Source organism: Streptomyces sp. 184 (genome assembly GCF_045781775.1).
Lineage (GTDB): Bacteria > Actinomycetota > Actinomycetes > Streptomycetales > Streptomycetaceae > Streptomyces.
In genome coordinates this window covers 6,070,067-6,092,082 of the sequence record NZ_CP123230.1, presented here as the reverse complement: position 1 = coordinate 6,092,082, position 22,016 = coordinate 6,070,067, and the positions used below count along the sequence as shown (strand labels likewise).

At 72.8% G+C, this 22,016-nt stretch carries 18 protein-coding genes and 1 pseudogene; 5 read left to right on the top strand and 14 right to left on the bottom strand.

Translation table 11 applies throughout. The features are described 5' to 3' along the window. The first annotated feature begins 4 nt into the window (after positions 1 to 4). The 3 genes from QBL21_RS25900 (at position 5) to QBL21_RS25890 (ending at position 4,389) form a co-directional block, all read left to right on the top strand. Complete coding sequence (locus QBL21_RS25900) at positions 5 to 790, top strand: IclR family transcriptional regulator (protein WP_407564629.1); 786 nt, start codon at positions 5 to 7, stop codon at positions 788 to 790. Positions 791 to 824: 34 nt separating this feature from the next. Continuing rightward, the gene (locus QBL21_RS25895) at positions 825 to 1,661 is read left to right on the top strand and encodes an SMP-30/gluconolactonase/LRE family protein (RefSeq protein WP_407566564.1); all 837 of its coding nucleotides are present in this window, start codon (positions 825 to 827) and stop codon (positions 1,659 to 1,661) included. 187 nt (positions 1,662 to 1,848) lie between these two features. Continuing rightward, on the top strand, positions 1,849 to 4,389 hold the full coding sequence (locus QBL21_RS25890; RefSeq protein WP_407564628.1) for a glycoside hydrolase family 172 protein: 2,541 nt from the start codon (positions 1,849 to 1,851) through the stop codon (positions 4,387 to 4,389). Positions 4,390 to 4,473: 84 nt separating this feature from the next. Here QBL21_RS25890 and QBL21_RS25885 read toward each other — a convergent pair whose 3' ends face one another. The 9 genes and pseudogenes from QBL21_RS25885 to QBL21_RS25845 all read right to left on the bottom strand — a co-directional run bounded on the left by QBL21_RS25885 (position 4,474) and on the right by QBL21_RS25845 (position 15,187). Then, positions 4,474 to 5,655, bottom strand: coding sequence for an aldose epimerase family protein (locus QBL21_RS25885; protein WP_407564627.1), 1,182 nt, complete (start codon positions 5,653 to 5,655; stop codon positions 4,474 to 4,476). A 53-nt stretch (positions 5,656 to 5,708) separates the two neighbouring features. After that, positions 5,709 to 6,950: a multiple monosaccharide ABC transporter permease gene (gene mmsB, locus QBL21_RS25880; RefSeq protein ID WP_407564626.1), complete on the bottom strand. Its 1,242-nt coding sequence runs from the start codon at positions 6,948 to 6,950 to the stop codon at positions 5,709 to 5,711. Then, positions 6,947 to 8,506 (bottom strand): multiple monosaccharide ABC transporter ATP-binding protein, encoded by a 1,560-nt coding sequence (gene mmsA, locus QBL21_RS25875; RefSeq protein ID WP_407566563.1) that lies wholly within the window; start codon positions 8,504 to 8,506, stop codon positions 6,947 to 6,949. Before mmsA ends, mmsB begins: the two co-directional genes overlap by 4 nt. Then, the gene (gene chvE / locus QBL21_RS25870; RefSeq protein WP_407564625.1) at positions 8,503 to 9,615 is read right to left on the bottom strand and encodes a multiple monosaccharide ABC transporter substrate-binding protein; all 1,113 of its coding nucleotides are present in this window, start codon (positions 9,613 to 9,615) and stop codon (positions 8,503 to 8,505) included. The genes mmsA and chvE overlap by 4 nt, the downstream gene beginning before the upstream one ends. Positions 9,616 to 9,790: 175 nt before the next feature. Continuing rightward, a pseudogene (locus QBL21_RS25865) lies at positions 9,791 to 10,732 on the bottom strand (hypothetical protein); the annotation flags it as partial. Positions 10,733 to 10,822: 90 nt separating this feature from the next. Further along, positions 10,823 to 11,839 carry a zinc-binding dehydrogenase gene (locus QBL21_RS25860; RefSeq protein WP_407564624.1) on the bottom strand — a complete coding sequence of 339 codons (1,017 nt, stop codon included), beginning with the start codon at positions 11,837 to 11,839 and terminating at the stop codon, positions 10,823 to 10,825. Beyond that, positions 11,832 to 12,983 carry a mandelate racemase/muconate lactonizing enzyme family protein gene (locus QBL21_RS25855; protein WP_407564623.1) on the bottom strand — a complete coding sequence of 384 codons (1,152 nt, stop codon included), beginning with the start codon at positions 12,981 to 12,983 and terminating at the stop codon, positions 11,832 to 11,834. Before QBL21_RS25855 ends, QBL21_RS25860 begins: the two co-directional genes overlap by 8 nt. Positions 12,984 to 13,072: 89 nt before the next feature. Further along, positions 13,073 to 14,179: an aldose epimerase family protein gene (locus QBL21_RS25850; protein ID WP_407564622.1), complete on the bottom strand. Its 1,107-nt coding sequence runs from the start codon at positions 14,177 to 14,179 to the stop codon at positions 13,073 to 13,075. A 105-nt stretch (positions 14,180 to 14,284) separates the two neighbouring features. Next, the gene (locus QBL21_RS25845) at positions 14,285 to 15,187 is read right to left on the bottom strand and encodes an SGNH/GDSL hydrolase family protein (protein ID WP_407564621.1); all 903 of its coding nucleotides are present in this window, start codon (positions 15,185 to 15,187) and stop codon (positions 14,285 to 14,287) included. 225 nt (positions 15,188 to 15,412) lie between these two features. Here QBL21_RS25845 and QBL21_RS25840 point away from each other — a divergent pair, with 225 nt between their 5' ends. Then, a complete protein-coding gene (locus QBL21_RS25840) occupies positions 15,413 to 15,907 on the top strand; it encodes a DUF3145 domain-containing protein (protein ID WP_407564620.1) in 495 nt (164 codons plus the stop codon). A 77-nt stretch (positions 15,908 to 15,984) separates the two neighbouring features. Here QBL21_RS25840 and QBL21_RS25835 read toward each other — a convergent pair whose 3' ends face one another. The 5 genes from QBL21_RS25835 to QBL21_RS25815 form a co-directional block, all read right to left on the bottom strand. After that, a complete protein-coding gene (locus QBL21_RS25835; RefSeq protein WP_407564619.1) occupies positions 15,985 to 17,247 on the bottom strand; it encodes a beta-ketoacyl-[acyl-carrier-protein] synthase family protein in 1,263 nt (420 codons plus the stop codon). Between the two features lie 107 nt (positions 17,248 to 17,354). Then, positions 17,355 to 17,603, bottom strand: coding sequence for an acyl carrier protein (locus QBL21_RS25830; RefSeq protein ID WP_027755393.1), 249 nt, complete (start codon positions 17,601 to 17,603; stop codon positions 17,355 to 17,357). Between the two features lie 86 nt (positions 17,604 to 17,689). Beyond that, positions 17,690 to 18,724, bottom strand: a complete 1,035-nt coding sequence (locus tag QBL21_RS25825) for a ketoacyl-ACP synthase III (protein WP_407564618.1) — start codon at positions 18,722 to 18,724, stop codon at positions 17,690 to 17,692. Continuing rightward, a complete protein-coding gene (locus QBL21_RS25820) occupies positions 18,721 to 19,677 on the bottom strand; it encodes an ACP S-malonyltransferase (protein ID WP_407564617.1) in 957 nt (318 codons plus the stop codon). Before QBL21_RS25820 ends, QBL21_RS25825 begins: the two co-directional genes overlap by 4 nt. An 89-nt stretch (positions 19,678 to 19,766) precedes the next feature. Next, entirely contained in the window at positions 19,767 to 20,981 is a 1,215-nt protein-coding gene (locus QBL21_RS25815; protein ID WP_407564616.1) for a PucR family transcriptional regulator, read from the bottom strand. Positions 20,982 to 21,072: 91 nt separating this feature from the next. Between QBL21_RS25815 and QBL21_RS25810 the strand changes: the two genes are divergently transcribed. Next, entirely contained in the window at positions 21,073 to 21,741 is a 669-nt protein-coding gene (locus QBL21_RS25810) for a pirin family protein (protein WP_407564615.1), read from the top strand. The last annotated feature ends 275 nt before the right edge of the window (positions 21,742 to 22,016 follow it).

Here is a 22,016-nt window from a genome sequence, read left to right as displayed (position 1 = left end):
GCGCATGGGGCGACTCGTACCGGCCGTGACGCGCGCGCTCGACATCCTAGAGCTGTTCCTCGACCGGGACACGACGCTCTCCGCCCCCGAGATCACCCGCAAGCTGGGCCTGCCCAGGACCACGGTGCACGAGCTGGTCACCACCCTGGCCGCCCGCGCCTACCTCAGCACCGTCCCCGGCCAGCCGGGGCGGTACCGCCTGGGGGTGCGCACGTACCAGCTCGGCAGCACCTTCGGCGAGCAGCTCGACCTCGCCGCCGAGGGCCGCGAGGTCGCCCGCGAGGTCGCCGAGACCTGCGACGAGACGGTGCACATCGCGATCCTGGAGGACACCGACGTCATCTACATCGCGAAGGTCGACAGCACCCGCGCGGTACGGATGGTCTCCGCCACCGGCCGCCGGCTGCCCGCGCACTGCACCGCCGTCGGCAAGATGCTCCTGGCCTCGCTGCCCGAGCAGACCCTCGACGCGCGGCTGCCCGAGGGCCGCCCGCTGGCCGCGATGACGGACCGCAGCCACACCTCCGTACGCGAGCTGCGCCGCCACCTCGCCGCCGTCCGCGAAGCGGGCATCGCCGTCGAGGAGCGCGAGTCCAACCCCGACGTGAGCTGCGTGGCGGCGCCCGTGCACGACTCCGCGGGCCGGGTGGTCGCCGCGCTCAGCATCTCGGTGCCGATGATCCGCTGGAGCCAGGAGCGCCGGGCCGAGCTGGCGGAGCTGGCCGCGAAGGGCGCGGGCAGGCTGTCCGAGCGCCTGGGCCACCGGGGCCCGGGGGCCGGAACCGAGTGAACCGGGGACGTACCCGGGAAGGAGCCAGGTGACGATGCTGGACGTGGCCGTACGCACCCGCGCCGAGCTGGGCGAGGGCCCCACGTGGGACCCCGCGACCGGCCGGCTGATCTGGGTCGACATCCTGGGCGCCCGCATCCACGCGTACGAACCGGCCACCGGCAGGCGCACCGTGCAGACCACCGAGCAGCACGTCGGCTCCGCCAAGCCGCGCGCCGGCGGCGCCGGTTACGTGGTCAACCTGCGCGACGGCGTCGGGCTCTACGACGCGGACGGCGCGTTTCGCTGGCTCCTCCACGAGCCGGTCGCCGGCCGCCGCGGCAACGAGGCGATGGTCGCCCCGGACGGCGCCCTGTGGGCGGGCACCATGCGCTACGACTCCGCCCCCGGCGGCGGCACCCTGGCCCGCGTCACCGGCGACGGCGCGCGGACCGTCGTGCTGGACGACGTCACCGTCAGCAACGGCACCGGCTGGAGCCCGGACGGCCGGCTGATGTACTACGCCGACACGCCCACCGGCCGCATCGACGTCTTCGACACCGACGGCGCCGAGGTCACCGGGCGGCGTCCGTTCGCCGTCGTCGAGGACACCCCGGGCTCGCCGGACGGGCTGTGCGTGGACGCCGAGGGGTACGTGTGGGTCGCGCTGTGGGACGGCGCCGCCGTCCGCCGCTACGCCCCGGACGGCACCCTGGACCGCACGGTGGAGGTGCCCGTGCGCCGCCCCACGTCGTGCGCCTTCGGCGGCCCGGAGCTGACCGACCTGTACGTCACCTCCTCGTCGCTGGAGGACGGGCACCCGCTGGCGGGGTCGGTGCTGGTGCTGCCGGCCGCGGGCCACGGGCTGCCTCAGGCGCCGTTCGCCGGCTGACCCTCCGGACCGCCGCGCGGGCCGGAGGGGACCTCCCGTCCGGCGGCCCAGGCGCGTGAAATCGATTGCTAGCCGGAGGGCTTAACAGCCCGGCCGGGTAACTCGCGCTACGTACGCACCCCTTGACCCGGACCATGGTCGCCTCTAACTTCTCGTGAAATCGATTTCGCGAAGTCTGGGAGGCACCGTGGACAGACATGGCCGGATACGCGGCGGTATCGCCGCACGTCTCGTCGTCGCGACGGCGGCGGTGACGGCGCTGGCGGCCGGAGGGCTGGCGTCGGCCGCGCCCGAGGCGCCCGAGCCGCGCGGCGGGCCGGACCGGGGATCGGGCAAGGGACCCGTCGGATGGGACACCTACCGGCAGCTCGACCGGCTCTCCGACCTGCCGGCGGGAGTACACACCAAGCAGTTCTCCAGCTTCGACCGCACCGGCGGCAACGCCCACGACGGCTTCGACGGCAAGTACTCCTGCCTGCGTACGACCGCCGCCGGCTGCGTCATCGCCGAGCAGTCCGGGGCGGGCGAGATCGGCGCCATCTGGTTCACCCGCGACGAGGGCGACGTCAGCGCGACCGGCCGGATCACCATCGAACTCGACGGCGAGAAGGTCGTGGACGCACCGCTCCAGGACCTGGTCGACGGCAAGCTCGGCGCCCCCTTCGTCAGCCCGCTGATCGCCAACGCCGACCAGACCTCCGGCGGCGTCGTGGTCGAGGTGCCGATGCCGTACCGCGAGTCGATGCGGATCACCACCGAGCACAACCCGCTCTTCCACCACGTCTCGTACCGCACCTTCGCCGACCCCGAGGGCGTCGCCACCTTCGACCCGGACGACCCCGCGAGCGACGTCGTCGACACCCTGCGCGCCGCCGGCACCGCCGACCCCAAGCCGGCCCTGCCCGGCGCCCGCATCCAGCGCACCGCACTGGCCCTCGCGCCCGGCGAGTCCCAGACCCTCGCCCGCGCCACCCGCCCCGGCCTGCTCTCCGCCCTGCGCCTGAAGCTCCCGCAGGCCCCGTACGTCGAGCCGCGCAGCGAGACCGACGAGGGCCGGGCCTACGGCGCGGGCGGCGGCAGCGAGTTCACCGTCGCGATCGACCCCGCCAACGAGGGCGTCCGGCTCACCCGCCGCTACGACCCGATCATCGCAGGCCAGGTCGCCACCGTGTACGTCGACGGCCGCGAGGCCGGCACCTGGGGCCCGACGCCGCAGGCCGGCGGCGGGCTGTGGGGCGAGGACAGCGTCGAGGTGCCCGCCGAACTGACCGCCGGGAAGTCGGAGATCACCGTACGCAACGCCTTCACCTCCTCCGACCTCGACATCAACGAGTTCACCTACTGGGCCGACAGCCGCGTCGGCGGCGAGACGCACCGCACCGACACCGTGGACGTCGGCGACGCCGCGAGCGAGACCGCCCACGGCTACGCCATCACCGCGCCCAACTGGGAGGGCGTGCGCACCTACGACTACCCCCTCGACGACGGCGAGCGCGCCGAACTGGCCGCCGCCCAGGACGTGCTCCAGGGCCTGCGCCTGCGCGCCACCTTCGACGGCGAGCGCACCGTCGACGCCCCGCTCGGCGAGTTCTTCGGCTCCGGCCACGCGACCGCGCCCGTACGGGCCCTGATGTACGGCATCGACGCCGAGGCCGACGGCGGGCCCGTACTCACCTCCTGGTGGCCCATGCCGTTCGCGAAGAACGCGAAGGTCGAGCTGTACAACGGCTCCACCACGGCGATCACCTCGGGCACCGCCGAGGTCACCGCCGCCCCGTCCCGCACCCACGCCCGCGCCGTCGCCACCGGTGACGCCGGCCGCTTCCGCGCCACGTCCCACGCCGGCCCCACCGTCCCGGGGGAGAGCTGGGACTTCCTCGCCACCGCCGGCACCGGCAAGTTCACCGGCGTCACCCACACCATGACCGGCGAACTCAACCGCAACTACCTGGAGGGCGACGAGCGCGTGTGGGTCGACGGCGCCCGCACCCCGCAGCTCCACGGCACCGGCAGCGAGGACTTCTACCAGAGCGGCTGGTACTTCAACCGCGGCACCTACGCCCAGCCCTTCAACGGCAACCCCACCCACCTCGGCCCGCCCACCGGCTGCGCCGCGGACCGGGACTGCACGGGCACGTACCGGCTGATGATCCACGACGCGGTGCCGTTCACGCAGGCCATCGACTTCGACATCGAGCACGGCTTCGTCAACGACAAGCAGGCGGACTACTCGACGACCGCCTACTGGTACGGCGAGAGGAAGCCGGCCGGCGCGAGGACCGACGCCCTGGACGTGGGCGACCCGCGGAGCGAGAGGTCACACGACTACGCCTCCGACGCCCCGGGCGAGGTCACCGACCTGGACTCCGTCTTCGAAGGCGACGCCCAGCACCCGCGGCGGCTCACCGCCGACACCCGCGCCACCACGGCACCGGTCAGCTTCACCCTGCGCGTCGACCGCCGCAACGAGGGCGTCGAACTGCGCCGCACCGGCGACCAGGCGGCGCCGTACCAGCGCGCGGCGGTCGAGGTCGACGGACGGCGGCTGCCGGACTGGCTCCAGCCGCTGGGCAACACCGAACGCCGCTGGCTGGACGACACGTACCAGATCCCGGCGAGCGCCACGGCGGGCAAACGCGAGATCACGGTGACGCTGACGCCGGCGGCGGGCTCGCCGCCGTGGTCGGCGGAGTCGTACGAGGCCCACAGCCTGCGCGGCGGCGGCTGAGGGAGGGCCCGACTGCCCCCTCTGCCCGCGGGACTGCGGGTGGCCGTCCCGGTGCGGGACGGCCACCCGCTCGCGGGGAGGCGGTCAGTGGGTGCCGAAGGAGTGCACCGTCGTGGAACGGTAGGTGTCGCCCGGGCGCAGGACCGTCGAGGGGAACGACGGCTGGTTCGGGGAGTCGGGGAAGTGCTGGGTCTCCAGGCAGAAGCCGTCGCCCTGGCGGTAGACCCGGCCGGAGGTGCCCGCGAAGGAGCCGTCGAGGAAGTTGCCGCTGTAGAACTGGAGCCCGGGCTCGGTGGTGGCGATGCTCATCGTGCGGCCCGAGGACGGCTCCCGGACCGTGGCGACGCGCTCGGGGGCACGGGTGATGCCCTTGTCCAGGACCAGGTTGTGGTCGATGCCCTTGCCGTACAGCAACTGCCGGTGGTCGTCGCGCAGGTCCGCGCCGACGGCCTTGGCCCGGCGGAAGTCGAAGGGGGTGCGGGCGACCGGGGCCAGCTCACCGGTGGGGATGAGGCCGGCGTTCACGGGCGTGTAGCGGGAGGCGGCGATCCGCAGCTCGTGGCCGTAGACGTCGCCGCCGCCCTCGCCGGCGAGGTTGAAGTAGACGTGGCTGGTGAGGTTGACGACCGTCGGCGCGGAGGTGGTGGCGGCGTAGTCGATGCGCCAGTCGCCGGCCGCGGTGAGGGTGTAGTCGACGCGGGTGGTGAGCGCGCCCGGGTAGCCCATTTCGCCGTCGCCGCTGACGTAGCGCAGGGTCAGGCCCACGCCCGCCGCGGAGGTGAACGGCTCGACGTCCCACACCCGCTTGTCGAACCCCTTGTCGCCGCCGTGCAGGCTGTGGTCGCCGTCGTTGAGGGGCAGTTGGTGGGTCCGGCCGTCGAGGACGAAGCGACCGCCGTCGATGCGGTTGCCGTAGCGGCCGATGAGCGCGCCGAAGTACGGGCTGAGGGCCGCGTAGTCGTCGAGGTTGTCGAAGCCCAGCGACACGTTGGCGTACCGGCCGCGCCGGTCGGGCACCTCCAGGGACTGCACGATGCCGCCGTAGGACAGCACCCGCAGCCGGGTGCCGCCGTTGGCGAGCGTCCAGCGGTCCACGCGGGTGCCGTCCGCCAGCCGGCCGAACGGCTCGCGCACCGGCTTCCCGGGGCGGCCCGCGGAGTCCGCCGCGGCCGGGGCCGCAAGGCCGGCGGCGGCCAGGCCGCCGGCCGTGGCCGCGAGTACGGTGCGTCTGCTCGTCGCCGAGGCCGGGGGTCGGTTCTTGTTCATGGGGACACAGCTCCTCGTAAGAATAAGTCGGGTCGAGGCACGGGAGCCACGGGCTACGCCCCCGCCCTGCGCTTGTTCCAGATGTCGAAGCCCACCGCGGCCAGCAGCACCAGGCCCTTGATGACCTGCTGGTAGTCCGTGCCGAGGCCCACCAGCGACATGCCGTTGTTCAGCACGCCCAGGACCAGGCCCCCGATGACCGCGCCGAACACCGTGCCGATGCCGCCGCTCATCGACGCGCCGCCGATGAACGCCGCCGCGATCGCCTCCAGTTCGAACATCTCGCCGGCCTTCGGGACGCCCGCGTTCAGGCGGGCCGCGTAGACGCAGCCCGCGAGGGCGGCCAGGACGCCCATGTTGACGAAGACCAGGAACGTGACGCGCTTGTCCTTCACGCCCGACAGCGTGGCCGCGGCCCGGTTGCCGCCCAGGGCGTAGACGTGGCGGCCGACGACGACGTTGCGCATCACGTAGCCGAGAGAGACCAGCAGGCCCGCCATGATCAGCAGAACCACCGGGACGCCCCGGTAGCTCGCCAGCATCAGGGTGGCGACGACCACCGCCGCGACGATGAACCCGCACTTGCCCAGCCACAGCGGGTACGGCAGCACGTCCAGTTCGTACGACAACTGCCGCCGCCGGTCCCGCCACTCCTGCCACAGCAGGAACAGGCCGACGCACACGCCCAGGAGCAGCGTGAGGTTGTGGTAATTGGTGTCCGGGCCGGTCTCGGGCAGGAAGCCCTGGGCGATGTTCTGGAAGCCCTTGGGGAACGGGGAGAGCGACTGGCCTTCCAGGACGATCTGCGTGAGGCCGCGGAAGACCAGCATTCCCGCCAGTGTCACGATGAACGACGGGATGCCGATGTACGCGATCCAGAAGCCCTGCCACGCCCCGGCCGCCGCGCCGATCAGCAGCGAGCAGAAGAGGGCCAGCGGCCAGGGGAAGTCGTGGTTGACCATCATCACGGCGGCCATCGCGCTGACGAACGCGACCAGCGAGCCGACCGACAGGTCGATGTGGCCCGCGATGATGACGATCATCATCCCCATGGCCAGGATCAGGATGTAGCTGTTCTGCTGGACGATGTTGGAGACGTTGCGCGGCAGCAGCAGGGTGCCGTCGCTCCATACCTGGAACAGCACGACGATCAGGCCGAGCGCGACGAGCATGCCGTACTGCCGCATGTTGTTGCGCATCGCGTTCAGCAGCGCGGCGGCCAGCGCGCTGCCCGACCCGCCCCCCGCGGGTGCGGCCGGGGCTCCGCCGGGCTTCTGCGTGGTCACCGGGCTCATCCCTCGCCCCTTACGTGCGTGGTCATATGGCGCATGAGAACTTCCTGCGTGGCCTCGGCCCGCGGCACCTCGCCGGTCAGCCGGCCCGCGGTCATGGTGTAGATCCGGTCGCACATCCCCAGCAGCTCGGGCAGCTCCGAGGAGATGAAGACGACCGCCTTGCCGCGGGCGGCGAGCTGGTCGATGACCGTGTAGATCTCGTACTTGGCGCCCACGTCGATGCCGCGGGTGGGCTCGTCGAGGAGCAGCACCTCGGGGTCGGCGTGGATCCACTTGCCGAGGACGACCTTCTGCTGGTTGCCGCCGCTGAGGCGGCCCGCGGTCTCGAAGACCGTCGGGGTCTTGACGTTCAGCGACGTGCGGTAGCCCTCGGCGACCCGCCGCTCCTCGTGCTCGTCCACGGCGCCGCGGCGGCGGAGTTTGTGCAGGGACGGCAGGGTGATGTTGCGCATGACGTTGTCGATGAGGTTCAGGCCGTACGTCTTGCGGTCCTCGGTGACGTACGCGATGCCGTGCCGCACCGCGTCCGGCACCGTGCGGGTGTCGGCCTCGCGGCCGTCGACCCGTACCGTGCCGGCCTCGTAGCGGCCGTAGGAGCGGCCGAAGACGCTCATCGCCAGCTCCGTGCGGCCCGCGCCCATCAGGCCCGCGATGCCCACGATCTCGCCGCGCCTGACCTCGATCGACACGTCGTCGACGACCTTGCGCTCGTGGTCGATCGGGTGGCGCACGGTCCAGCCCTCGACGGACAGCGCGACCGTGCCCGCGTCCGCGCCGGAGTAGTGGGAGCGCTCGGGGAAGCGGTGGTCGAGGTCGCGGCCGACCATCCCGCGGATGATGCGGTCCTCAGAGAGCCCGCCGTCCTCGTTGCGTACCGCCAGCGTCTCGATCGTGCGGCCGTCGCGCAGGATCGTCACCGCGTCCGCGACCTGCCGGATCTCGTTCAGCTTGTGCGAGATGAGGATGCAGGCGATGCCCTGGTCGCGGAGTTCGCGGATGAGGTCGAGCAGCTTGCGGCTGTCCTCGTCGTTGAGCGCGGCGGTCGGCTCGTCGAGGATGAGGAGCTTCACCTTCTTCGACAGCGCCTTGGCGATCTCCACCAACTGCTGCTTGCCCACGCCGATGTCGGCGATCCGGGTCTGCGGCTTCTCCCCGCCCAGCCCGACCCGCCTCAGCAGCGCGGCGGCGTTGCGCAGCGTCTCGTTCCAGGAGATGACGCCCCGCTTCGCCTGCTCGTTGCCGAGGAAGATGTTCTCCGCGATCGACAGGTACGGCACCAGGGCCAGCTCCTGGTGGATGATGACGATGCCGCGCTCCTCGCTGGCCCCGATGTCCTTGAACGCGCACGGCTCGCCCTCGAAGAGGATGTCCCCCTCGTAGCTGCCGTGCGGATGGACTCCGCTCAGGACCTTCATCAGGGTCGACTTGCCGGCGCCGTTCTCGCCGCAGACGGCGTGGATCTCGCCGGGCGCGACCGTGAGGCTGACGTCGGCCAGCGCCGTGACCCCGGGGAAGGTCTTGGTGATGGAGTGCATCTGAAGGACCGCAGCGGTCACTTGAAGTCCCCGGCCTTGTAGAAGCCCTCCTCGACGAGCAGGTCGGTGTTGCTCTTGTCGATGCTGACCGGGTCCAGCAGGAACGACGGCACGACCTTGACGCCGTTGTCGTACGTCTCGGTGTCGTTGACCTCGGGCTTGCCGCCGGTGAGCACCGCGTCGGTCATCTGCACGGCCTGCTTGGCCAGCTTGCGCATGTCCTTGTAGACGGTCTGGGTCTGCTCGCCGGCGATGATGGACTTCACCGACGCCAGCTCGGCGTCCTGGCCGGTGACCACCGGCAGCTCCTTGTCGCCGCTGCCGTAGCCGGCGCTCTTCAGCGCGGAGAGCACGCCGATGGAGATGCCGTCGTACGGGGAGAGGACGGCGTCGACGGCATTCCCGCCGCCGTAGTTGCCGCTGAGCAGGTCGTCCATGCGCTTCTGCGCGGCGGCGCCGTCCCAGCGCAGGGTGGTGACCTGGTTCAGCTTCGTCTGGCCGGAGCGCACGGTGAGCTGCCCGGAGTCCAGGTACGGCTGGAGGACGCCCATGGCGCCGTCGAAGAAGTAGCGGGTGTTGTTGTCGTCGGGGGAGCCCGCGAACAGCTCGATGTTGAACTTCGCGCCCTTGTCGGCCTCCAGCTCCAGCGCGTCCACGATGTACTGGCCCTGGAGCCTGCCGACCCGCTCGTTGTCGAACGAGGCGTAGTAGTCGACGTTCTCCGTCTCCAGGATCAGCCGGTCGTACGCGATGACGGGGATGTCCGCCTCCTTGGCGTCGGCCAGCACCTCCGTCAGCGAGGTGTTGTCGATCGCCGCGACGACGAGCGCGTCCACGCCCTTGGTGATCATGTTGTCGATCTGCGAGACCTGGTTCTCGACCTTGTCCTCGCCGTACTGGAGATCGGTGTCGTAGCCGGCCGCCTCGAACTCCGCGACCATGTTCTCGCCGTCGGCTATCCAGCGCTCCGACGACTTGGTGGGCATCGCGATGCCGATCGTGCCGCCCTCGGCGGAGTCCTTCTTCTCGTCGCTGCCGCCCTCGCTGTCCTGGCCGCAGGCGGTGAGGGCGAGCGCGAGCGCGGAAAGGGCGGCGGCGGCGCGCAGGTGTGCGGCTCGGGGGGTGCGCATGGTGGTCAGATCCCTTCGGATACGGAAGCGGGGGAGGACTCGGGTACGGGAGCGGCGGAGGCTGAGGCTGGGTCAGGGGCGGAGGCGGAGTTGGTGGCGGGGACGGAGTCGGAGGCGGAGGCGGGAGCGGGTACGGCGGCGGAAGCGGGCCCCGGACGGCGGCCGGCGCCGCGGCCGGGCCGGGGAACCGGCGCAGCACGCCGGGCAGCCGGGAGCCCGGCGGCGACATGGCGCCGCCCGCGCCGAGCCGGTCGAGGAGGTCCAGGACCAGCCGCCCGCGGCGCACCCGCTCGCGGGCGGTGGCGATCACCGTCTCGCGCATGTGGGCGCCGTACGGGTAGATCCCGGGGGCCTTGGACAGGCCGAACTTCAGGTACAGCGGCGCCCCGCGGCGGATCAGCTCGGCGGCGTCGTACATCCGCACGTAGCCGCCGAGGTCGTCGGGCGCCTCCACGTACAGGTCCATCGGGGCGGCGCTGGCCCGGCGGATCTCGGTGAGCTGCTGGAGCGACAGGTCCGAGGGGATGTTGAGCGAGTCGGCGCCGAGCCGTTCCCACACCGCGTACGCGGCCGGGTTCACCGGGCCGACGAGCGCGGAGACCTTGAACGTGGTGTCCGCGGGCAACTCGCCCTGCTCACGCAGCCCGTGCAGCAGCCACAGCACCCCCTCGTCGGCGACGAGCAGGCACCTGACACCCAGCCCGGCGGCGCGCAGCGCGTCCTCCACGCAGCCGGCGACCTGGTCGTGCCCGCGGGCCCGCAGCCCGGCGCCGCCGGAGGGGCTGCGGGTGGCGGCGCCGGTGTCCCAGGTGCCGCGCGGGCCCGTGAACAGGCACAGCTCGATGCCGCGTTCGGCGCAGGCCCCGACCATGTCGGTGATCTCGGCGTCGGTGAGCATCCACACGCCGCTGCCCTGGCTGATCCGGTGGACCGGCACACCGAGCCGCGTGCTCTCCTCCACCACGGCGGCCAGCGCCTCCGGGCCTTCGACGGACGGGATCTCGGTACGCCAGCGGCCTTGGTCGGGGAAGGCGTGCGGCGAGGTGTCGGCGGGGTCGGGCGGCGGGGCGCCGAAGCCGAGGCGGCCGAGGGCCGGTTCACCGGGGGCGTGAGGCACGGGACTCCTTCGTTCGGCATTCCGGACGTCGTTCGGTTTCGTACGGGTGGGAAAGGCGGCCGTCGCCGGTGACGGCCGCGCGGGTCCGGGCTAGGGCCGCAGCAGCACCTTGCCGACCGCGGGATCCCCGCCGCCGACCAGGCCGACGGCCTTCTCGTAGGCGTCGAGGGGCAGTTCGTGGGTGATCAGGGCCGCCGGGTCCAGCAGTCCGGCGCCCAGCGCGCGCACCGCGTACGACCAGGCCGCCGACGAGGCGCCGAAGACGCCGAAGACCGCGACCTGCCGCATCGACAGCTCCAGCGGGTCGATGCCCGCCGCCCCGCCCGGCGGGATGCCGGTCACCACCGCCCGCCCCCCGCGGCGCGTCAGCGCCACCGCCGCCACCGCGGAACGCGCCGCACCCGCCGTCTCGACCACCATGTCGTACGCCCCCGCCAGGCCCGCGGCAGCGCCGGGTGCCACCGCCCGTGCGCCGAAGACCCGCGCCTGCTCGGCCCGTTCGTCCCGCGGCTCGACCACCAGCAGCTCCGCGGGGGAGTACGCGGCGAGCAACTGCACCGCCAGCAGCCCCAGCGTGCCGCCCCCGACGACGGCCACCCGCTCGCCCGGCAGTGGCCCGCCGCGCAGCACCGCCGCCGCGGCGACGGCCGCCGGCTCCAGCAGCGCGGCGGCGCGCAGGTCGGCGGCGTCGTCCAGGACGTGCAGCAGCCGCGCCGGCACGGTCACCGTCTCCGCGAACGCCCCGGCCCGGGTGAACCCCGTCTCGTCGTACGGCCCGGCGCACAGGTTCGTCTCGCCGGCCCGGCAGCGCACGCACACCCCGCAGCGGCGGAACCCCTCCGCGACCACCCGCCGCCCGTCCAGCGCCGCGTCCACGCCGGGCCCGACGGCCTCGACCGTCCCGGACCACTCGTGGCCCGGCGTCAGCGGGTACGTCACGTAGCCGGCCGGGCGGGTGCCGTCGTACACCTCGCGGTCGCTGCCGCACACCCCGGCCGCGTACACCCGCACCCGCACCTCGCCGGGCCCGGGCGGCGCGGCGGGCACGCTCTGCACCCGCGCCTGCCCCGGCCGCCGCAGCACGACCGCGCGGTGCGCCTCAGCCATCGGGGTTCCTCTTCTCCCAGCCGTCCGCCCACAGGTCGAAGTGCGCCCGCTGCTGCGGGAACTCCGCCGCCGCGTCGGTGTCCAGCTCCACCCCCAGGCCCGGCGCCTCGGAGCGCGTGAAGTGGCCGTCGACCACCTCGGGCGCGCCCTTGACGACCTTCTTGATCTCCGCGTCGGCGAAGTCGTTGAAGTGCTCCAGGACCTTGAAGTTCGGCGTTGCGAAGCCGACCTGGAGGGAGGCTGCGGTCAGCACCGGGCCGCCGACGTTGTGCGGTGCGACCAGCACGTAGTGGGTCTCGGCGGTGGCCGCGAGCTTGCGCGTCTCCAGGATGCCGCCGACGTGCCCCACGTCCGGCTGGACGATGTCCGCGGCCTGGCTCTCGAACAGCTCGCGGAACTCGATCCGGTCGTGGATCCGCTCGCCGGTCGCCACCGGCAGGTCCACCTTCCCCGCCACCTTCGCCAGCGCCTTCAGGTTCTCCGGCGGCACCGGCTCCTCCAGCCACGCCGGCCGGTAGGGCGCCATCTCGCGCGCCAGCCGCACCGCGGTGGCCGGCGAGAAGCGGCCGTGCATCTCCAGCATCAGCTCCACGTCGTCGCCGACGGCGTCGCGTACGGCCTCGATGAGGGAGACGGCGTAGCGGGACTCGGCGTGATCCAGCTCGAAGCGGCCCGCGCCGAACGGGTCGATCTTCAGCGCCAGATAGCCGCGGTCGACCACCCTGCGGGCGGCCTCGTGGTACGCCTCCGGGGTGCGCTCGGTGGTGTACCAGCCGTTGGCGTACGCCTTGACGCGGTCGGTCACCGCGCCGCCGAGGAGCTGCCACACCGGCACGCCCAGCGCCTTGCCCTTGATGTCCCAGCAGGCCATCTCCACGCAGGCGATCCCCGACATCACGATCTCGCCGGCCCGGCCGAAGTCGCCGTACTTCATCCGGCGGACCAGGTCCTCGATCGCGAACGGGTCGGAGCCCGCGACGTGGTTCGCCTCCGCCTCGCGCAGATAGCCGACGAGGGCGTCCGTGTGACCCAGCATCCGGGTCTCGCCGACCCCGGTCAGGCCCTCGTCGGTGTGCACCTGGACGTAGGTCAGGTTGCGCCAGGGGGTGCCGACGACGTGCGTGCTGATTCCGGTGATGCGCACCGCTGGTGACTCCTCGGCATGTTCGAGATTTCGTCAGGCGTTCGAGATCCAGGCCAGACGCTAAGGAGGTGGGCGGCGGGTGTCAACGGTCAGCGCACGGCGAACTCGTAGACCGTGGCCGAACGGTAATGCTCGCCGGGCCGCAGCACGGTCGAGGGGAAGTGCGGACGGTTGGGGGAGTCGGCGAAGTGCTGGGTCTCCAGGGCCAGCCCGTCACCGGGCCGGTAGGCCCGCCCGGACAGCCCGGTGAACGACGGGAAGACGAAGTTCGCCGTGTAGACCTGGAGGCCCGGCTCGGTGGTCAGCACCCGCAGCACCCGCCCCGAGGCCGGCGAGCGGACCTCGGCGACCGGCTCGGGGGCGGCGGTGACGCCCTTGTCGAGCACGAAATTCTGGTCGTACCCGCGCCCGATCAGCAACTGGGGGTGCCCCGAGCGCAGTTCCGCGCCCACCGGCCGGGCGGTGCGGAAGTCGAACGGCGTGCCCGCCACGTCCGCGACCTCCCCGGTCGGCGCCGACGTGGGCGCGTTGACGGTGAACCGGCCCGCGGCGATACGCAGATGGTGGTCCTCGATGCTGCCGCTGCCCTCGCCGTCGAGATTGACGTACGTGTGGTTCGTCAGGTTCACCACGGTCGGCGCGTCGGTCGCCGCCTCGTAGTCGAAGCGCAGCGCGCCCCCCGCGGTCACCGTGTACGTCGCCCGCACGTCCAGCGTGCCGGGGAAGCCCTCCTCGCCGTCCGGGCTCGTCCGCGACAGCAGCAGCGCGGCGGCACCCGGCGCGGCCGGCGCCTCGGCCGCCGCCCACACCCGCTTGTCGAAGCCGCGGGCGCCGCCGTGCAGGCAGTTGGGGCCGTCGTTGGCGGGCAGCGGGTAGGAGCGGTCGCCGAGGAAGAACGAGGCGCCGGCGATGCGGTTGGCGTACCGCCCGATGAGCGCGCCGAAGTACGGGTCCGGGTGCTCCACGTACTCGTCCACCGTCGCCAGCCCCAGCGCGACGTTCGCGTACCGCCCCGCGCGGTCCGGCACCTCCACGGACTGCACGATCCCGCCGTACGTCAGCACCCGCACCCGGGTGCCGCCCGCGGTCAGCGTCCAGCGCTCGACGGGCGTGCCGTCGGCGAGCTTGCCGAAGGGCTCTGCGGTGACGGCGGGCGCCGTCGAGGCGGCGGGCGGGGGCAGCGGAGTCTCGGCCATGCGAAGACCCTATGCGCCCCGCCCCGCCCTCACACGTGGCGCCGCCCGATACCCGCCGCGCGCCCGCCGCTCGGGCGCCGCCCGCCCGCTCCCCTGCCCGCCCGCCTACCGCTCGCGCGCCTCACGGAGCTTGTCGTACGCGATCTCCGCCAGGACCTTCTGGCCGTCCTCGTCCGGATGGAAGGAGTCCCACCGGCTCAGGTGCTCGCGGGTGAAGTCATAGCCGAACGCCGCCCCGTCGTCGTACACGCACAGCGGATGCCGCCCGCACTCCTCCTCCAGCACCGCGTTGAACTCCACCACCCGGTCCTGCACCTCCGCCCGCCGGCCGGTCGCCGGCGCACCGAGGTCCGAGGGCTCCGCCAGCATCGACTGGCAGACGCCCAGCGACCAGATCTGCCGGGTCAGCACGCTGTCCCGGCCCACCTCCCACAGCCGCATCAGGCTCGGCACGCTGGAGACGTACACCTGCGTCCGCGGCAGATCCGCCTCCAGCCGGTCCAGCGAGTCCGCCACCGCCGTGCGGAAGTCCGCCACCGGCGTCATCTGCGCCGGGCTGCCCGTGCAGGCGTCGTTGGCGCCGATCAGCACCGTCACGAGGTCCGGTCGGCGGGCGATGGCCTCGCCCGTCTGGACCGGCAGATCCGCCACCTGCGCGCCCGAACGGGCGAAATTCCACGTGTGCCCCGACGGCTTGTCCAGCAACCGCCCCGCGAGGCTGTCGACGTCGGCCGAGGTGCCCGTCGACCACGACTTCTCCGGGCAGTCGGACAGCGGCTCGCAGGCGTGGAAGCCGCGCGTGATGGAGTCGCCCAGCGCGGCGACCGACTTCGGCGGGCGCGGCGCCGGCCGGGCCCGCTGCGACGGTGCGCCCGCGTCCTCGGCGCCGCCTGACGGTGCGGCAGTTCCCTTGTCCTCTCCCTGCTTTCCGCCCTCGCCGGTGCAGCCGGCGAGGAACAGTGACATCGCGACCGCCCCCGTGCAGACGAGTGCCGCCCCTTTGCGCATCCCTGCGCTCCCTCCCGCCCCCGAGGTCCTCCTCCGAACGTAGGTCAGCATGCCCAGGACCGACCGTACGGCACTCGCGGGCTGCGGCGGCACGGTAGCTTGGCTGTGCTCAACGGGCCGTATCGCGGCGGGATAGCACCCGGTAACGGAGTGTCCTGTTTACCCGGAAAGGCGACCCGTGGTGTTTACTCTAGGCAACTTCGAGCCCGCGGATGGAGGCCCCCGGTGACGACACGTGGAGTTCTGTTCGTTCACTCCGCCCCGCGGGCGCTCTGCCCGCACATCGAGTGGGCGGTCGCCGGCGTCCTCGGCGGCCGGACCAGCCTCGACTGGATCCCCCAGCCCGCCTCGCCCGGCACGTGGCGCGCGGAGTTCTCCTGGCAGGGCGAGCCCGACACCGCCTCCCGGCTCGCCTCCGCGCTGCGCGGCTGGCACCTGCTGCGCTTCGAGGTCACCGCCGAGCCGTACGCCACCGCCGAAGGCGAGCGCTACAGCTCCACCCCCGACCTCGGCATCTTCCACGCCGTCACCGGCGTGCACGGCGACATCCTCATCCCCGAGGACCGGCTGCGGGCCGCGCTGGCCCGCGCGCAGCGCGGCGAGACGCAGTTGGAGGCGGAGATCGCCAAGCTGCTGGGCAAGCCGTGGGACGACGAGCTGGAACCTTTCCGCTACGCCGGTGAGGGCGCGCCCGTCCGCTGGCTGCACCAGGTCGTCTGACCCGGCGGGCCGCCGGCCCGCCGGGTACTCGTCACAGCCCGTGACGGCGCGTCAGAACGGCGCGTCGGGACGGTGCGTCAGACGGAGCGGAAGGCCAGCACCACGTTGTGGCCGCCGAAGCCGAACGAGTTGTTCAGCGCCACGATCCGGCCCTGCGGCAGCGGCGTCGCCCGTACCGCGATCAGCTCCGGAGCGACCTCGTCGTCCAGGTCGTCGACGTTGATCGTCGGCGGCGCGAGACGGTGCTCGACCGTCAGCACCGCCGCCACCGACTCGATACCGCCGGCACCGCCCAGCAGATGCCCGGTCATCGACTTCGTACCGGAGACGAGGACGTGCTCCAGGTCGTCGCCGAACACCTTCTGCATGGCCTTGATCTCCGCCACGTCGCCCTGCGGCGTCGACGTCGCGTGCGCGTTGACGTGCACGACCTCGGCGGGCGTCACGTCGTTCTGCGCGAACAGGTTCTCCAGCGCCGCCGCGATGCCCCGGCCGCTCGGCTCCGGCTGCGCGATGTGGTGGCTGTCGGCCGACAGGCCCTGGCCGGCCGCCTCGCAGTACACCTTCGCCCCGCGCCGCTCGGCGTGCTCCGCGGACTCCAGCACCAGCACGCCGGCGCCCTCGCCGAGCACGAAGCCGTCGCGCGCCTTGTCGTACGGGCGGGAGGCGCCCTGCGGGTCGTCGTTGTTCTTGGACATCGCCATCATGTTGGCGAACGCCGCGATGGGCAGCGGATGGATCGCCGCCTCCGTGCCGCCGGCCACGACGACGTCCGCGCGGCCGGTGCGGATCATCTCCACCGCGTACCCGATCGCCTCCCCGCCGGAGGCGCAGGCGCTGACCGGCGTGTGCACGCCGGCCCGGGCGTTGATCTGAAGCCCGACGTTGGCCGCCGGGCTGTTGGGCATGAGCATCGGCACGGTGTGCGGCGACACGCGCCGGGCGCCCTTGTCCCGGAGGTTGTCGTACTGCTCCAGCAGCGTCGTCACCCCGCCGATGCCGGAGGCGACGACCGCACCGAGGCGGTCGGGGTCGACCGCGGCGTCCTCGCCCGCCCTGCCGGTGAAACCGGCGTCGGCCCACGCCTCGCGGGTGGCGACGAGCGCGAACTGCGCCGCCCGGTCCAGCTTGCGGGCCTGCGGCCGCGGAATGGTCTCGGTGGGCTCCACCGCCACCTCGCCCGCGAAGTGCACGGGCAGGTCGGCGGCCCACTCGTGGTCCAGGTCGGCGATGCCGGAACGCCCGGCCACCAGGCCGTCCCAGGTGGATGCGCTGTCGCCACCCAGCGGTGTGGTTGCGCCGATTCCGGTGACGACCACGGTGCGATCGGTCGCGTTCACGTCGATGCTCACTCCGAAGGTTGAGGTGTTCTACGGCGCCACCGCGGGCCGCCGCCCGCGCCCGCGGGCGCAGGGGAGGGGGTGACGACAGCGGGCGAGACGGTCGGTCAGCTCTGGTGCTTGAGGATGTAGTCCGTGGCGTCGCCGACGGTCCTGAGCTGCTTGACGTCGTCGTCGGGGATCTTGACGTCGAAGCGCTCCTCGGCGGCGACGACGACCTCGACCATGGACAGCGAGTCGACGTCCAGGTCGTCGGTGAACGACTTGTCGAGCTGGACGTCCTCGACCGGGATGCCGGCGATCTCGTTCACGATCTCCGCGAGACCGGCGACGATCTCTTCCTGAGTGGCGGCCATCTTGGGGACTCCTTCTTTCCGTTCCTTGAGGGTTATCGAGGGGAGTGAGCTGCGGGGGGTCGGACCGGGCGCGGCCGGCCCGCGGTTCAGGGGAGGGTCACGACCGTGGCGGCGTAGACCAGGCCCGCCCCGAACCCGATGACGAGGGCGGTGTCGCCGCTCTTCGCCTGCCCGGTCGCCAGCATCCGCTCCATGGCCAGCGGAATGGAGGCGGCCGAGGTGTTGCCGGTGGTCTCGATGTCGCGGGCGACCGCGACGTGCTCCGGCAGCCTGAGGGTCTTCACCATCGAGTCGATGATCCGCATGTTGGCCTGGTGCGGGATGAAGACGTCCAGGTCGTCCGGCGTGATGCCGGCGGCTTCCAGGGCCTCCTGGGCGACCTTGGCCATCTCGTAGACCGCCCAGCGGAAGACCGTCTGGCCCTCCTGGGTGAGCGCCGGGAACCGCACGTCGCCGTTGTCGTCCAGGGGCAGTTCGCCCAGGTCGCCGACGCGGAAACGGTCCCACGTGACGGTCTGCCTGATGGTCTGGTGCTTGTCGCCCTCCGATCCCCACACCGACGGCCCGATGCCCGGCTCGTCGGCGGGGCCGACGATGACCGCGCCGGCGCCGTCGCCGAAGAGGAAGGCGGTGGTCCGGTCGGACTTGTCGGTGAGGTCCGAGAGCCGCTCGACGCCGACGACCAGCACGTGCGTCGCGCTGCCCTCCACGATCAGGCCCTTGGCCAGCGTCAGCCCGTAGCCGAAGCCGGCGCAGGCGGCGGAGATGTCGAACGCGGCCGGCTTCCCGGCGCCCAGCAGATGCGCGATCTCCGTGGCGACCGACGGCGTCTGCGCGAAGTGCGACACCGTCGAGATGATCACCGCGTCGACCTGCTCCGCCGTCACACCCGCCGCCGCCAGCGCCTTGCCGGCCGCCTCGACGGACATCTGGGCGACGGTCTCGTCCGGGCCCGCCCAGTGGCGGGTGGCGATACCGGAGCGGCTGCGGATCCACTCGTCGGAGGAGTCGATGTGCCGCAGGATCTCCTCGTTGGACACGACACGGGTCGGGCGGTAGCCGCCGACGCCCATGATGCGGGCGTACGGGGCACCCTTGGTGGGCCGGATCCTGGCGGTCATGCGCTCTCCTCCGCGGCCGACGCGGCAGCCGTCTCGGCGACGGCGGCGCGGGCCTTGTCGATGTCCTCGGGAGTCTTCAGGGCGACCGCCGGCACACCCTTCAGGGCGCGCTTGGCGAGCCCGGTGAGCGTGCCGCCCGGGGCGGCCTCCACCAGCGCCGTGGCACCGTGCTCCGCGAAGGTCTCCATGCAGGCGTCCCAGCGCACCGGGCTGGCGACCTGGGCCACCAGCCGCTCCACGACCTCCGTGCCGGTCGCCACGACGCGGCCGTCGCCGTTGGACACGTACGCGATCCGCGGGTCCGCCGGGGTGAGCCGCGCCACCCGCGCCGCCAGCGCGGCCACGGCGGGCTTCATGTGCTCGGTGTGGAAGGCGCCGGCGACCTTCAGCGGGATGACACGGCGCGCCCCCTCGGGCTTGTCGGCGGCCAGCTCCGCGAGCTGCGCGGCGGTGCCGGCGGCGACGATCTGGCCGGCGCCGTTGACGTTGGCGGGGGTCAGGCCCAGCCGGTCCAGGTGCGCGAGCACCGTGTCCTGCTCGCCGCCGAGAACGGCGGACATGCCCGTCTCGGTGACCGCGGCGGCCTCCGCCATGGCCAGGCCCCTGGCCCGTACCAGCGCGATGGCGTCCTCGTCGGTGATCACCCCGGCGAGCGCCGCGGCGGTCAGCTCGCCGACGCTGTGGCCGGCGACCATGCCCACCTCCTGGCGCAGCGGACCGGGGCCCTTGAAGAGCGCGTACGCACTGACGAGCCCGGCGGCGACCAGCAGCGGCTGCGCCACCGCGGTGTCGCGGATCTCGTCCTCGTCCGCCTCGGTGCCGGCGCGCACCAGGTCGAGCCCGGCGACGTCCGACCATGCCGACAGCCGCTCGGCGACCCCGGGGAGCGCGAGCCAGGGGGTGAGGAAGCCGGGCGTCTGGGCACCCTGGCCGGGAGCTACGAGTACGAGCACCCTTCAACCTTCTCTTGTCGGGGGCGTCCGCCGCCCGTGGGGACGGGGACGAAGAACACCGGAGGGATTTGTGGGGTCCGAACAAATGACTAGGGCTGGGGTTCCGCCTCCGTCAGTCGGCCCAGGATCAGTGCAATACGCAGAGTAAACGCCGACCGGACATCGGACGGCGACCAGCCCGTGACATCGGTCACACGTCGCAGCCGGTAGCGAACGGTGTTGGGGTGAACGAACAACATCCGCGCGGCACCTTCGAGGCTCGACGCCTGCTCCAGGTACACGCTCAGCGTCTCCAGCAGCGCCGAACCGGCCTCCGCAAGCGGACTGTAGATCTCCTCCACCAGTTGTTCACGCGCCGCCGGATCACCCGCGATCGCCCGCTCCGGCAGCAGATCGTCCGCCAGCACCGGCCGCGGCGCATCCTCCCACGCCGAACACGCCTTCAGCCCCGCCGCCGCCGCCTGCGCCGACCGCGTCGCCGCCAGCAGGTCGCCCACCACGGGACCGGCCACCACCGGACCCTGCGCGAACGGGCCGATCAGCGCCTTCGCCGCCTTCAGCGGCTCCGCGCTGCCACCGGCGATCACCACCAGCCGGCTGCCCAGCACACCCGTCAGCACCTGGAGCTTCGCATGCCGCGCCGCCCGCCGGATCGCCTCCACCGTCAGCTCGCTGTCCCCGTCCGGGGCCGTACCCAGCACCACGCACACGTGCTCCGGCGAGATCCAGCCCAGCGCCGCCGCCCGGGACACCGCACCCTCGTCGGCCTCCCCGGACAGCACCGCGTTGACCACCAGCGACTCCAGCCGCGCGTCCCACGCCCCGCGGGCCTCCGCGGCCTGCGCGTAGACCTGCGCGGTGGCGAACGCGATCTCCCGGGCGTAGACCAGCAGCGCCTCCCGCAGCGCCGACTCGTCACCCGGGGCGGCGACCTCCCCGATCGCGGACTCCATGACCTCGATCGTGGTACGCACCATCTCCACCGTCTGCCGCAGCGTGATCGCCCGCGTCAGCTCCCGCGGCGCCGTACCGAACACGTCGGTGGAGATCGCCTGCGGCGTCTCCGGATGCCGGAACCACTCCGTGAACGCCGCGATACCGGCCTGCGCCACCAGCCCGATCCACGAACGGTGCTCCGGCGGCATGGCCCGGTACCAGGGCAACTGCTCATCCATCCGGGCGATGGCCGCGGCGGCAAGTTCCCCGGACGACTTCTCCAGCCGGCGCAGGGTAGCGGTGTGCGGATGCCGCAACCGAGCGGCGTCACGATCGGGCGGCTCGGGTGTCTCGGTCGGTTCAGGCACGGGTCTAGCCTGCCCTATCCGGGTCGCGTCGGACGAAAGCGGCGTCGTACGGCCGCAGCGGCCCCGCCTCCCGGCGGCGTACGGTGGCGGGGTGATTCAGCTACGGCGGGGGCAAGGACGCCACCGCGGCGGGGACGCGGGGGCGGGAATCGAGACGCTCCACGCCTTCTCCTTCGGCGGCTTCTACGACCCGCAGAACGTCCGCTTCGGCTCCCTCGCCGCCTGCAACGAGGAACGGCTCCGCCCCGGCGCCGGCTTCGCCGAACACGCCCACCGCGACATGGAGATCGTCACCTGGGTCCTCGACGGCGAGCTGACCCACGAGGACTCCGCGGGACACACCGAGACCGTCCGCCCCGGCGACGTCGCCCACCTCTCCGCCGGCACCGGCATCCGCCACGTCGAACGCAACGCGGGCCCCGCCCCGCTGACGTTCCTCCAGATGTGGCTCCTGCCCGCGGCCCCCGGCGGCCCCCCGTCGTACGAAGTGGTCCGCGGCATCGCCGACGGCACCCCGCTGGCCGTCGAACGCGCCGCGGCCGTCCTGCACCTGCGCCGCCTGCGCGCCGGCGAACGCACCGCCCTGCCCGACGCCCCCTGGGTCTACGTCCACGTCGCCCGCGGCACCGTCCGCATCGGCACCGAGCCCGCCCTGGCCGAACCGGGCGACGCGGCCCGTATCGCGGGCTGCGAGGACCTGGACCTGACGGCCCGGGAGCCCGCCGAGGCGCTGGTGTGGGAGATGCAGGCGGCGGCCTGAGCCACGAAGGCCCGGGGACCGGTCCCCGCAGGCGTCTGACAGCGTGACCCGCATGCTGGAGCCCGACCGGGTCACCCTCGCACCACACTGCTGGAAACACCCTTCCGACACGGCCGTGGCTGTCCACGCAGCATCGCCGCGCAGCACCTCGCGGTGTTCATCCTCAACCGTTCGGCACCAGGCCGGGCACGCCCGCCGACCCGGTGCCTTTTCCACGACAGTGAGGCAGTGAGGCCCTGTGAGACGAACGTATCGCGCGGTTCTGGTGGGGGTCT